12 protein-coding genes and 2 pseudogenes are annotated in these 12,711 nt (G+C 66.0%); 8 read left to right on the forward strand and 6 right to left on the reverse strand.

Annotated features, from left to right (window positions below; genetic code table 11):
- Positions 1–824: 824 nt before the first annotated feature.
- The 4 genes and pseudogenes from ABC337_RS17705 to ABC337_RS17720 all read left to right on the forward strand — a co-directional run.
- Entirely contained in the window at positions 825–2,093 is a 1,269-nt protein-coding gene (locus tag ABC337_RS17705; RefSeq protein ID WP_412893314.1) for a DUF2252 domain-containing protein, read from the forward strand.
- Between the two features lie 296 nt (positions 2,094–2,389).
- On the forward strand, positions 2,390–2,749 hold the full coding sequence (locus ABC337_RS17710) for a DUF305 domain-containing protein (protein WP_412885069.1): 360 nt from the start codon (positions 2,390–2,392) through the stop codon (positions 2,747–2,749).
- 28 nt (positions 2,750–2,777) lie between these two features.
- Positions 2,778–3,413, forward strand: coding sequence for a thioredoxin-like domain-containing protein (locus tag ABC337_RS17715; RefSeq protein WP_412885068.1), 636 nt, complete (start codon positions 2,778–2,780; stop codon positions 3,411–3,413).
- A 152-nt stretch (positions 3,414–3,565) separates the two neighbouring features.
- Positions 3,566–3,886: pseudogene (locus ABC337_RS17720) on the forward strand (transposase); the annotation flags it as partial.
- Positions 3,887–3,915: 29 nt separating this feature from the next.
- Here the strand turns inward: ABC337_RS17720 and ABC337_RS17725 are convergent.
- The 6 genes and pseudogenes from ABC337_RS17725 to ABC337_RS17745 all read right to left on the reverse strand — a co-directional run bounded on the left by ABC337_RS17725 (position 3,916) and on the right by ABC337_RS17745 (position 8,793).
- Positions 3,916–4,623: a recombinase family protein gene (locus tag ABC337_RS17725; protein ID WP_412885067.1), complete on the reverse strand. Its 708-nt coding sequence runs from the start codon at positions 4,621–4,623 to the stop codon at positions 3,916–3,918.
- Positions 4,624–4,632: 9 nt separating this feature from the next.
- A pseudogene (locus ABC337_RS18550) lies at positions 4,633–4,782 on the reverse strand (zinc finger domain-containing protein); the annotation flags it as partial.
- Positions 4,783–5,048: 266 nt separating this feature from the next.
- Positions 5,049–5,720, reverse strand: coding sequence for a vitamin K epoxide reductase family protein (locus ABC337_RS17730; protein ID WP_412885066.1), 672 nt, complete (start codon positions 5,718–5,720; stop codon positions 5,049–5,051).
- A gap of 228 nt (positions 5,721–5,948) precedes the next feature.
- The gene (gene lspA / locus ABC337_RS17735; RefSeq protein WP_412885065.1) at positions 5,949–6,458 is read right to left on the reverse strand and encodes a signal peptidase II; all 510 of its coding nucleotides are present in this window, start codon (positions 6,456–6,458) and stop codon (positions 5,949–5,951) included.
- Positions 6,455–8,410, reverse strand: a complete 1,956-nt coding sequence (locus ABC337_RS17740; protein ID WP_412885064.1) for a heavy metal translocating P-type ATPase — start codon at positions 8,408–8,410, stop codon at positions 6,455–6,457. Before ABC337_RS17740 ends, lspA begins: the two co-directional genes overlap by 4 nt.
- Entirely contained in the window at positions 8,407–8,793 is a 387-nt protein-coding gene (locus ABC337_RS17745) for an ArsR/SmtB family transcription factor (protein WP_412885119.1), read from the reverse strand. Before ABC337_RS17745 ends, ABC337_RS17740 begins: the two co-directional genes overlap by 4 nt.
- Before the next feature lie 193 nt (positions 8,794–8,986).
- Between ABC337_RS17745 and ABC337_RS17750 the strand changes: the two genes are divergently transcribed.
- The 4 genes from ABC337_RS17750 (at position 8,987) to ABC337_RS17765 (ending at position 12,331) form a co-directional block, all read left to right on the forward strand.
- Positions 8,987–9,736, forward strand: coding sequence for a cytochrome c biogenesis CcdA family protein (locus ABC337_RS17750; protein ID WP_253033711.1), 750 nt, complete (start codon positions 8,987–8,989; stop codon positions 9,734–9,736).
- 17 nt (positions 9,737–9,753) lie between these two features.
- The gene (locus ABC337_RS17755; protein ID WP_412885063.1) at positions 9,754–10,380 is read left to right on the forward strand and encodes a TlpA family protein disulfide reductase; all 627 of its coding nucleotides are present in this window, start codon (positions 9,754–9,756) and stop codon (positions 10,378–10,380) included.
- Positions 10,381–10,842: 462 nt separating this feature from the next.
- Positions 10,843–11,523 carry a helix-turn-helix domain-containing protein gene (locus ABC337_RS17760; RefSeq protein ID WP_043431406.1) on the forward strand — a complete coding sequence of 227 codons (681 nt, stop codon included), beginning with the start codon at positions 10,843–10,845 and terminating at the stop codon, positions 11,521–11,523.
- Positions 11,516–12,331, forward strand: a complete 816-nt coding sequence (locus ABC337_RS17765) for a hypothetical protein (RefSeq protein WP_412885062.1) — start codon at positions 11,516–11,518, stop codon at positions 12,329–12,331. The genes ABC337_RS17760 and ABC337_RS17765 overlap by 8 nt, the downstream gene beginning before the upstream one ends.
- Positions 12,332–12,711: the final 380 nt, after the last annotated feature.

Here is a 12,711-nt window from a genome sequence, read left to right on the forward strand (position 1 = left end):
AAAACGACCTTCTGGAGAAGACAGACTGTGAAATATTTTACCGGCCAGAATCGGGAACCTGGCCAGGAAGACGTCGCCAACAAGGGAGGGCAGGAGCCGCGATCCGGGACCGCCGATACGGGAGACGATCCAGACTGCAAGCACCAGCACCCCCGGCGACCGCGCGGCCGCGGGAATTCGTTTACCCGCCGGAACCCTAGAGCTTCACCGGCATTGGAACATTCCGTTGGCCGTGCCGTAGGACTTCCCAAGCGGAGAGCGATACATTCAAAGCGGGGTATTCGCGCCCGATCACCGACGCGCGGGACAACGATGAACGAAGGGATGTCATGGGACACCACGGCAGATTCAAAGGCGGACATGGAAGTTACGGGCGCGACGAGCGTGGGTACGGGAGGGGTGACGCCCATAGGCACGACGAGCATGGCGGCGGCCACGGGTACGACCGGCACGACGACGGCCACGGACGAGGGCATGGGGGCAATCGTGGGGGCGGGTTCATCAGGTGGCTGATGCGGCTGCTTCGAGGGCGGCACCACTGAGCAGGTTGAGGAAATGAGGGCCGGTCTTCGCCATGCCCTGTCGTGCGGCGTTGAGGCAGCGGCACGCGGCCGCTCGTCGCAGGGCCAGCGCCCGCTGCCGAGACACAGGGCAACCGGGGCGGCGGAAATCCGGCATGCAGCGAGAAGGACTCCGCGTCCGGGAGGGGAATGGTTGTGGTGGATGATCCTGGTGCCTGGGTGGGGGCCGGGTTGGGTGAGTGGGTGGACCCGGAGGAGGTTTACGCTCGCGGGCGTGCGTTGTGTGCCGTTGCCGGTCATCGGATGCATCGGACTGTTGTCCTGGCCGCCGACAGGCCCACGGTGCGGGAATTTGTGGAGGCAAGCAACCGGGGCCGGCTGCCGGAGCTGATCCCGCTGCGCATTGGCCGGATGCTTTCCTCTCCGTTCGCTTTCTTCCGCGGAAGCGCCGGGCTGATGGCCGGTGACCTCGCCGCGGGGCCGCGCAGCGGTCTGGACGCACAATTGTGCGGTGACGCGCACGCGGGGAACTTCGGCCTGTACGGCACCCGCGATGACCGGATCGTCATGGACATCAACGACTTCGACGAGACGGCACCGGGCCCCTGGGAATGGGACCTCAAACGCCTGACCGCCAGCCTCATCCTCGCCGGCCGCCTCGGCGGCGTCTCCGAGGCGGGCTGCCGCGACGCCGCGGAGGACGCGGTGCGCAGCTACCGTGGCACCATCGGGCATCTGGCCCGGTTGCCGTTCCTGGACTCATGGACCGCGCTGGGAGACGAGTCCGTGCTGGACCGGGTGAAAGCCGACGATCTGATGGACGACTTCGCCCTGGCCGCCCGCAAGGCCAGGAAAAACACCAGCGCACGGATCGCAGCGAAGTGGACCCGTCAGGACGGCCAGCATTGGCGTTTTGTCCCCGACCCGCCGGTGCTCAGCGCCGTGACTGCAACCACGGCCGACGCCGTGATCGGCGGGCTGCCGCTCTACGCGGACAGCCTGCACGAATCCCGCGGGCATCTGCTCGCCCGCTACGCCGTGTCCGACGTGGCCTTCCGTGTGGTGGGGACCGGCAGTGTCGGACTGCGCAACTACCTGATCCTGCTCCGCGGCAACGGCGAGGAAACACTCGTTCTGCAGGCCAAGCAGGCACAACCCAGTGTCCTGCACGGTTATCTGGGCCACGCACGGCCCGAACACGAGGGCGAGCGGATCGTGCACGGCGCGCGGCTGGTGCAGGCCGAAACCGATCTTTTCCTTGGCTGGACAACGATCCAGGGCCGTCCGTTCATCGTCCGTCAATTCCGCAACCGGAAAGGCGAGATCGACGCGACAACGCTCAACCGGGACCACCTGGATGACTACGGGCGCCTGGCCGGTGCCCTGCTCGCGCGCGCCCATTCCCGCTCGATCGACCCCCGGCTGCTGGCCGGATACTGCGGCGACGGGGAGCAGATGGATGCCACGTTCGCCAAGTACGCGGCCGGCTACGCCGACCAGACCGAATCCGATCATCGCGGGCTGGTGAAAGCGGTGAGCGAAGGCAAGCTGGCAGCCGAGATCGAGAACTGATCTCTGGCCGCGAAACACCGCACAGCGCCGGGCAATTCTGCGTCCATCGTGTCACGGCTGCCCTCGTGCCCTGCGTGTCGGCGAGGCGACCGAGCACCACGCGGCAGGTCGGGTCCGGTGTCCACCCACAGCCGTCGCTGCCCATCAAAACCTCTGTCGGAGGCCCCGGTGACCTGGGCCGGCCAGCCATGGACGGGCGCCGGCCGACACCACCGGCGGGCCCCTGCACGTAGAGGTGCTGTCCAGTCAAACCGTGCATCCGCAGGACCGGCCTTGGGCGTGGATATCATGTGGGCATGGATATCGGCAGCCCCCCACCCGCTCCCGACGAACCAGAGGCTCTGGAGCCGGGCGCGGGGCGGCCCCGGTTTATGCGGCTGTGGATCGTTTTCGCCATGATCGTGGTCCTCACGGCCGCGGCGTTCTTCGCCATCGGCCGGCTGACCGCGGCGCCGGCACAGGTATCCGATTCCGGCGCCGAGGCCGACCGGCTCTTCACCGACATGATGATCCGCCACCACCAGGCCGGCGTCGAGATGGCCAGGGCCGCCGTCCGTCTCGCCGAGACGTCCAAGGTCCGGGACTTCGCCGCCCGCATCATGGAAGCCCAAACAGCGGAAATCACCGCCCTGCAGGAACTTCGCGGCAGACTCTGACCCCTTTCGACGAAAGCGAGACACCACAATGCCGCCATCACGGAAGAGCGCCGCGGAACGAAAAGCCATCCTGAAGGCCAGCCAGGCAAAGCAACGCGCCAAAGACAGGCGCAGGGCGTGGCTGATCTACGGCACCGGCGCGGTCCTGGTCGCTTCGATCATCGGTGCCGTGACGTTCGTGCTCGTCGGTGAGGTGCAGCAGCGCGAGCAGGCCAAAGCAGCCGCGGCCCGGCCTGTCGAAGGTGAGCAGGACTTCCCCGGCCAGTCCCGGAACCACACCCGCCAACCCGTCAGCTATCCCCGGACCCCGGCCACCGGCGGAGACCACGCGCCGGTGTGGACGAACTGCGGGACCTACACCATCCCGGTGGAGCAGATGCAGGCCGTGCATTCCCTCGAACACGGCGCTGTGTGGCTCTCCTACCGGCCGGACCTGCCCAAGGAACAGATCGCCGAACTGACCTCCCTGGCGGGCAATCAGGACTACCTTCTGCTCAGCCCCGTCTCCGGACAGGCGTCGCCCGTGACCGTGACCGCCTGGGGCAAGCAACTCTCAGTGGACAGCAGCAGCGACGGGCGCCTGGCGACGTTCATCCAAAAATACCGGCAGGGCCCGCAAACCCCCGAACCCGGGGCCGTCTGCACGGGCGGCGTCCAAGGCTGAGCGCAGTAGGGATCCTTGAAGCGCTGCGCACCACATCCGGACACCGGAATGCTTCGATCCGGAGCGCTTCCGTTCCTGGCCACCGGATGGCAACACCCTGATCCCGCAGGGAGCAGGAGAGCGTACGACCGGTCACCGGTGCCCGGCGGAAGACCTCTTTGCCCCGGGTAGGATCGCCCGTCGTGCCCTGGGAACTGGCCCTGGAAATGCTCGACGAGCTCTCCGTCTGGGGGCTGGTCCCGCCCCTGGTTGTTGCCGACGCCGTATACGGCGAAATCAATGCCCTCCGCCTCGGACTGCAGCAGCGGGACACCCCGTACGTACTCGCGGTCAAAGCCACAACCAGTGTTCACCCCGCCGGGGCGGTCCCCGAACCCATCGAATGCTCAGGCCGCGGCCCCCACCTACAGCTTTGTTCTGCCCGACCTGGCACCAGGAACCGTCCTCGAACTGCGGGACCCGGACGCCACTGACGAAGACGACGAAAGACCCGCGCCGGCGTTCACACCTGCGCCGCCTCTGCCTTCTCGTCGTGCTCACGGAGCATCCGCAGCACCGTCGCCGGCGACGGGTGCCCACCCTTCTTCCTGCCCTTGGCAATGACCAGCCGGCCCGCGATGTCGCGCAGACTATGCTGCTGCTCACGCAAGTACAAAGCCAACGCGAGCATCGCCTCGTCTGTCACCGATGCCCCGCCGATCGTCTTGCCCCGCGCCCGGGCAGACTCATGCCCCTCCAAGGTGCGGGTACGAATGTACTCACGTTCCATCCCCGACAACGCCGCGAGCACCGTGAACACGATCCCCGATGGGTCGTGCAAGCCTTGCAACTCCCCGGAGAGGAACTCCAAGCCGATACCGGAGGCCTTCAACCGCTCAGCAAGTGCCGCCAGTTCCAGGCCGCGGCCGAGCCGCTTGTGCTCGTGCACCACGATGGTGGCTTCCACGCCGGAAACCCGCATCTCCCCAGCCAGAGCCACCGCCCGCTCAAGCTCGGGCCGCGTCGTCGCCCTGGTCGAGATCTTCTCCGAAAACACCCGGGCAACACCGGCCCGCTTGAGCGAATCAAGCTGGGCATCCAGTGACTGCCGCACGGTCGAGGCACGGGCATACCCGATGCGCACATGCCCCGCCGGCGCGGCACCGGCCGCGGCCGGGCGCGGCAACTGGACCCAGACCGACCCCGGCCGGCGCACCGGCAATGTCGGCACACTCAACGCCTTCGCCAATGAAGGAACGAGCCGGAACCGGGCCGTGTGGTACTGGACCGCAACTCTCCCCCGACCCGTCCGGCACGGCGACCCAGCCGGCGCGGCACAGGAAGACATAGGGCACTCATTGCTCTCGACAAGCTCGAAGTCATCACTCATCACCCCGCAATTGTTTCATAGATACGTTTCAAATATCGATCCAAATGAACCCACCCATGAAACACGATCGGTCCCGACCCAGCCACACCTCAAACCCTGTTTCACAGGCGGTCACCTATGAAACACGCAACGCGGCCACCTACCGCCACTGACTGGTCCGTTGCCGCTCACGCCCCTAAAACCAAACTTGGCGGCTCACGACACCTTCAGGAAGACGAGGCCCTCTAGATTGCCCCTCACGACAATCTCAGGAGCACTGGGCCTCTTTAGAAGCCTGACGTGCCGATGAAAACCTGGATGAAGGCGAAGAAGATGCTGGCCATCACGGCCGTGTAGAGCAGCGCCGTGATGATCCAGCCGGAATCGCTGAGGATCCTGCCGGCGCCTGCAGGTACCTTGATGATTCCGTGTGTGATGTTTCGGGCCGTTACCCACACGACCAGCGGGATCATGACGGCCCAGACTGTCATGCAGAGGGGGCAGAGGATGTGGATCGAGTACAGAGCCTGGGACCACAGCCACACCACAAAGGCAAAGCCGAGTGTGACGCCGGTCTGGAGCCCCGCCCAGTACCAGCGGGCGAAGCTCGCCCCGGAGAGCAGTGCCGCGCCAATGGTGACGATGACGGCGAAGGCGACGATTCCAATAAACATGTTGGGGAAGCCAAAAACGGAACTTTGCCAGGTCTGCATGACCTGGCCGCAGGAAATCCAGGGGTTGATGTCGCAGGCGGCCTTGTAGGCGGGGTTTTTCAGTGCTTCGAGTTTTTCCAGCACCAGGGCGCCGGAGGCCAGCCAACCGATGGCCCCGGCGATGACCAGGAGCCATCCGAACGGCTTGTCGCTGGTCATTCGGGGTTGATCCGGTTGGGTGCTGTTGTGCGTATTGACGTCGTCGTCTAACTTCACATTCCCGGCGGAATCGGTGGTGCTGGTCATAGGAGGTGGTTTCCTTCCAGATCGGTCGTCCCGGCGCGTGGTGTGGACGGGGTTGAAGCCGCCGCCGTTGGAGGACCGGGGGAGTACGTCGCCTTGTGGTCCGCGCTGGCGCTGGGGATACCGGCGGTGCTGACCGCCCTGCCTGCACTGGATCGCCCCAGCCGTCTCCTCTTCCCCCATTTACCCCGGAACGGATCATCCGGGCGAACGGTGAACGGCAGCAGGCGGTTAATCGCCGGTCCGTGTTTGCGGGGACCGTAGGGTGCCAAGGATCAACAGGGCTACTCCAGTGGTGACGAAGACGTCGGCGAGGTTGAAGGTGGGGAACCAGCCGCTGTGAAGGTAGTCCACGACACCGTCCCCGTCGAGCCGGTCAATGAAGTTCCCGGCGGCTCCTCCGAGCAGCAGGGCAGCTCCTGCCCGGGAGAGTCTGGTCATGGCAGGAGCGGAGGAGAGGGTGTACCAGGTCAGGGCTGCGATGATCAGCCCGGTGGCGGCGATGACTATCCAGGGTGCCAGGTCCTCGCCAAGGCTGAACGCGACACCGCGGTTGTAAAGCAGCCGGATGCTGATTGGGCCCAGGTCGGTCGTCGTGCCGTTGGAAAGCACGGCTTCGGCCAGAGCCTTAACGGTGAGGTCGGCCCCGGCCAGGAGGGCTGCCCAAAGCAGCAATACCGTCCTGAACCGTCGGGCCGACCGAACCGGAACGCCGGGCCGGGTGGTCGCGTCGGTGCTCATACTGACGGTTCCAGTGCAGGGGAGGGCTGGGCGGACGTGAACTCGGTCTTGCGGCTGATCCGGCCGGCCCGGACGCCATTGGCGATGACCACGATTTCGGCCAGTTCGTGGATCAGGACCACGGCGGCCAGGCCGAGGATTCCGAACAGCGCCAGAGGGATCAGCACAGCGATCAGCAGCAGGGACAGCCCCACGTTTTGAAGCATGATGCGCCGGGTCCTGCGTGCATGGTCCAGCACCTGGGGCAGGTGGTTCAGGTCCTCGCCCATCAGGGCGATGTCGGCGGTTTCGATCGCGACGTCGGTGCCCATGGCACCCATGGCGATGCCGGTGTCGGCGGTCGCCAGGGCAGGGGCGTCGTTGACGCCGTCCCCGACCATTGCGGTGGGCTGGCGGTTCTGGAGCGTCCGGATGATTTCCGCTTTGTCCTCGGGGCGAAGGTCGGCGTGAACCTCGGTGATGCCCGCGGCCTTACCCAGCGCGGTGGCTGTGATGAGGTTGTCGCCGGTGAGCATGGCCGTGGTGTAACCCGATGCGCCGAGCCTGGCGATGACCTCGCGGGCTTCGGGCCGCAGCTCATCACGGACGGCGATCGCTCCGATGACCTGGTCGTCGTCCTCGATGAGGACGGCGGTGGCGCCTGCGTGCTGCATCCTCTCGACTTCGGCGGTCAGGGGCCCGGCATCAATCCAGCCCGGGCGGCCGAGACGGACGGTCCTGCCGTCGAACCGGCCTTCCAAACCGGCGCCGGGGACGGTGTCCACGTCGGTGACGGGCGCCCGGTCTTCGGCGGCGGCAAGGATGGCGCGGGCCAGCGGGTGTTCGCTGCGGGCCTCCAGGCCGGCAGCCAGGGCCAGGACGTGTTCCCGGGTGGCTGTGCCGGTCGCGGCTACCTCGATTACAGCGGGCTTGTTGCGGGTGAGTGTTCCGGTCTTGTCCAGTGCGATGGTGCGGATTTTGCCGAGGGTCTCCAGGGCGCCGCCGCCCTTGATGAGCACGCCGATGCGGCTGGCCGCGCCCACGGAAGCGACCACCGTGACGGGAACGGAGATGGCCAGTGCGCAGGGCGAGGCGGCGACCAGGACGACGAGAGCGCGTTCAAACCACAGCAGCGGTTCCCCGACGATGAAGCCGAAGACAATGATCAGGACCGCGGCGATCAGGATGCCCGGGACGAGCTTGCTGGCGATGGAGTCGGCCAGGCGCTGGCCCGGTCCCTTACGGGACTGCTCGGCCTCCACGATGTGCACGATCCTGGCCAGCGAGTTGTTCTCCGCGGTGCTGGTCACTTCAACCTCGAGCGGACCGGTGCCGTTAATCGACCCGGCAAAGACCTCGCTTCCCGGCCCGGCCTCGACCGGAACGGATTCACCGGTAAGCGCCGAGGTATCCAGGGACGTGCGGCCGGTGATGATCCTGCCGTCAGTTGCCAGACGTTCGCCGGGCCGGATAACCATCCGGTCCCCGGGGATGAGTTCTGCCGGGGGGACGGTGATTTCTATGCCGCCGCGCAGGACGGTCGCCTCCGCCGGGACAAGGTCCAGCAGGGCTCGCAGGCCACGGCGGGTCTTCGCCATCGAGTACTCCTCGAGGCCTTCGGAGATCGCGTAAAGGAAGGCCAACATAGCCGCTTCCTCGAACTGCCCGAGGGCTACCGCGCCGGCGGCGGCGATCGTCATCAGCGTGCCGACCCCGATTTTGCCCTTCGCCAGGCGCCGGAGGGTGGAAGGAACGAACGTCCACGCGGCAACCAGCAGCGCAATGACCTCCAGGGGAAGCGTCAGCCACTGGGGTCCCCCGATGAGCGAAGCGATCCACGCCGCGAGGAGTAAGAAGCCGGAAACGGCGGCTGCCCGGACCTCTCGGACCTGCCAGAACCCTGCGGCTTCCGCCGCTTCTTCGGACTCGCCGGTCCCGGTCTTCTCGTCACTGCAGCCGCAGGCGTCACTCATCGTTCGTACTCTTTCATCAGGGGCACACCCGTGCTGCCGGCGCCGTAGTTCGGGCACAGGCTGACCGCATTGCCGGTCGCGGCAAGCAGGATCTCAGCCTGGGCAAGCACGTCCATCAGTTCCGGACGGGACAGCGAGTAGTACACGCTGCGGCCCTGTACCCGGCCTTCGACCAGGCCGCAATCGCGCAGGCACGCGACATGGGCAGATACCGTCGACTGGGCCAGGCCCAGCTCGGTGGTGAGGTCACCGACGCGGACCTCACCACCGGCCATCCGCTTCACGATGCTCAACCGGGTCGGGTCACTAAGTGAATGAAACAGCGCCGCTGCGGGATCGAGCCGGCTGCACGGATCAGCGGACACCACAGGTTCAATCGTCATGTGACGATGATAGCGTATTTTTAGGATGCCATCGCCCTCATGCTGTAACATCGACAAGGCGTCCCGCGGCGTTCCCTGCGTCCCGCGCTTCCACACGTAAAGCCTGGACATGAGTGCTCCTTCGCCCCGGTCGGGCGGGGCGATGCTGCAGCCGGGTTGGCGGACCATCGAGATATTGACCGAGGAGACACCGATGAGCATTGGCGGATATTTCGCCGAGATGGTGCAGTCCGGTGCCTTGTTGGTGGCGATGCCGCTGGCTATGACTGCCGGCGTCGTTTCTTTTATCTCTCCGTGCATCCTTCCGCTGGTGCCGGGGTATCTGGGCTATGTCTCCGGGCTGACCGACCCGTCACGGCCGGATAACCGGCGTCGGGTCCTGACCGGCGTCGGTCTTTTCATTCTCGGTTTCGCCGCGGTGTTCACCCTGTATGGAGCGGCGTTCGGTGTGATCGGCGGCTGGATGGTGCAGTGGCAGGACGCGCTGATCCGTGCCCTGGGTGTGTTCGTCGTATTCATGGGCCTGGTGCTGGTCGGCAGTTTCTCCTTCCTGCAGACCACGAAGAAGCTCTCCTTCCGGCCCAGGACGGGCGTCGCCGGGGCTCCGCTGCTCGGTGTGATCTTTGGCCTTGGATGGACTCCGTGCATGGGTCCGACGCTCAGTGCCGTCCTGGCGCTGAGCACGACCACCGGGGACCCTTGGCGCGGTGCCCTGCTGGGTTTCATCTATTGCCTGGGACTGGGAATTCCCTTTGTGCTGGTGGCACTGGGCCTGAACTGGGTCACCAGGACCCTGGGGTTCATCCGCCGGCACATCCGCACGTTCAACATCATTGGTGGTTCGCTGCTTATCCTCGTCGGGCTCCTGATGGTCTCCGGGGTCTGGATGCTCTGGATTTACCAGCTGCAGAACCTCGCCGGGACCATCACCACCCCGGTATAGACGCAAAGGACTGGATCATGAACTCCTACCGACCCGCCCCTGCCGCCGGTGCATCGTTGCCCCGCCGGCGCAGCCTCCTGCTGGGCATGGTATCCGGGGCGCTGCTGCTGACCGGCTGCGCCGCCCCGGATTCCCTGGCCGCCCAAGCCCGGGCCGGGGACAACAAGAACTACATTGCCGGCGACGGCTCCGTCTCCGAGTACGCCCCCAACGACAGGAGCGCTCCGGTGGAGATGGAGGGCCGGCTCTATGACGGCACCATCGTCAACTCCTCTGCATGGCGGGGCTCGGTGACGGTTCTGAACGCCTGGTACGCCGCGTGCGCGCCCTGCCGCACAGAAGCCCCCACACTGGAGACCCTGTATCAGGAAAACAAAAGCGACGGAGTGCTGTTCTATGGGATCAACCTGCGCGATACTGCCGCGACAGCTGCCGCTTTCGAACGGACCTTTGGAACAACCTATCCGAGCTTTAACGGCGCCGACGGGGCTATCTTGCTGGCCTTGTCCGACTACGTTCCCCCGCGTGCAGTCCCTACAACCCTGGTTCTGGACAAAGAAGGCCGAGTCGCAGCACGCGTGCTCGGCATCGCCGAGAAAAGCACCCTGAAGGCCCTCATCAGCAGCGTGCTGAAGGAGTCCTGACAGGCGAGCAAAGGTGCGCGGCTCCCAGTCCAGCCGGAGCGCGCTGTTCCGCCAAATAAGCGATAGTTAACTACCGATATCGGATATTATGTCGCCCTGTACTCTGCGTATCTCATCGGATGAATCATTCAGGCCCCTCTCCCGAGGAGTTCCGCGCCAGGCGTTCGAGGCCCCTTGTGCCGCAACGTGCAGGGGTTTTGTCCGAGTCCAGTCGATGTTCCCATTCATACCTGCAAGAAGAAATGAAGGACAATCCGGAATCCTCCAAGACCAGCGACCTCTCGACTGCGGCGACCAAGAGCGTGTCCGCCTCGGATCCGCCTGCCACGTCAGTCTAAAAATGAGGGGGGTCGGAGCTGCGACCCCCTCATCCCGCCCCAGGTTGACACTTACCAATAGATTCATAACTGTTAGCGTATTGACACTACCCGTTAAGCACGGAACCATTAGCGTATGGATGTAATGCGAGATATAACGGTGGCCGAGGCTGCCGACCGGCTCGGCCGCAGCACGATGTCGATCCACCGTCTGATCCACTCAGGCCAGCTGACAACCACCGGGAGGGTGGGTAAAGCCCTGTTGATAGACCGGTCATCCGTTGAGCGTCTGGCCGCCACCGGCACGCGGCCCGGCCGGGCGTGGACGGCGAAGACAGCGTGGGCCGCCATGGCCCTGCTCTCCGGCCAGAACCCCACCTGGATCTCCTCCTCCGAAAAGTCCCGCCTGAAGAGCCGGCTCCGCGAGCTTGACGCCGACGCCGTCTGTGTCCTGGCCCGGAACAAGGATAAGACCATCCGCTTCCGCGCTACCCAGGACGGACTGGCCGCGCTGAACAGCCACCTGATCGCCAGCGGCGCCTCCGCCATGCGGGACGAAACCACCGCTGACACCTTCGGCATGTCCGGCGGCGGCGGGATCGCCGAAGGTTACGTCATGGCCGGTGACGCGGCCGCGCTGGCCAATGCCTTCGGCCTGGTCGAAGACCCCGACGGCAACGCCATCATCCACGAGGTCGAGCTGGCCGAGCCTTTCACCGAAGGCCGGGCGCCGGTCGCCGCGGTCGCGGTGGATCTGATGGGATCCCTGGCCACCCGCGAACGCAGCGCCGGCCGACGCGTCATCGATGAGCTCCTCCATGTCTGAGCCGGCCATGGCCGAGGTGGCCACCGCCGACGGCCGCGAAATCTGGGACGTCCCGGTGCCCCCGGGCGGCTGGGGAACCCCGTGGCCGCAGTGCGTCGAACTGGCCAGGGCGCTGCCCTCAACCCAGTGGACACTGGTCGGCGGCCTTATGGTGCAGCTGCATGCGGCCGCGGCCGGCATGGCCGTTTCCCGGCCAACGGCTGACGTCGACATCGTGCTGCACATCGAAACAGGGGCTGCCACGACGGCGGCCGTGATGGCAGTCCTGTCCGGGCTGGGCTACACGCTTGAAAAGTCCATCTCGGATGACGCCCCGGCCCACCGGTTCGTCCGCGGCAAGCAGCAGATCGACGTTATGATCGCCGACCACCTTACCCCGGCCAAGGTTCCCAGGATCGGGGGACGCAAGCCGTTCCAGGTCGCCGGCGGCACTCAGGCCCTGCAGCGGACCGTGAACTGCCGGATGACAGCCGACGATGACGGGCCGGTGCTCATCAGCATCCCGAATGCCCTCGGCGCGCTGGTCCTCAAAGGGGCCGCCTACCGCGAAGACTCCCGCGACAAGGACCGGCACCTCGATGACGCCGTCGTCCTGTGTGCCACCATCAAGTCCCCTCTGGCCGCGGCGGCCCTGATGAAGGGCAGCGACAAGTCACGCATCCTGACGCTGCACAAGGAGCTCGCCGATCCCGGGCACCGGTCCTGGCCACTGCTGGATTCAGCGGACCGGACTACCGCGATGGATGCGCTCCGGATTCTGGCCGCCAACCACAGCCTCCCGCCGGCCAACCGGCTCAAGCTCGGCTGAGACACGCCGTCGCGGCGGAGGCGGCCACGGCGGCCGGGGCCATCCCGACGACGACGACCACGGCGGCGGCGGCCGGCGGCCGTTGTGTGGTAGGTCCTGTTCAAAGGAACCAGGAGATCGCCTTCAGTTATCCCCCAGCATCGACTCGTGCAGTGGCAGGAGGTCGGACAAGTACCTTGGCCCGCAACGATTCGAGAGCGGAAGGAATCAGATGCCGACAACCCCCACATTGAAGACCCGTCTCGGCGTGGGAGCAGCAGCGGTTCTGGCCGCCGGCGCCATGGCCGCCGCGGCCTTCAGTGCCGCCTCAGCATCCACGACGTCCCCCACCCCGTCGGCAGCTTCGACAGCTGCCCCCTCTGCCCGAGCCAAGACGAGCG

This window comes from Arthrobacter phoenicis (assembly GCF_047238215.1).
Classification (GTDB): domain Bacteria; phylum Actinomycetota; class Actinomycetes; order Actinomycetales; family Micrococcaceae; genus Arthrobacter.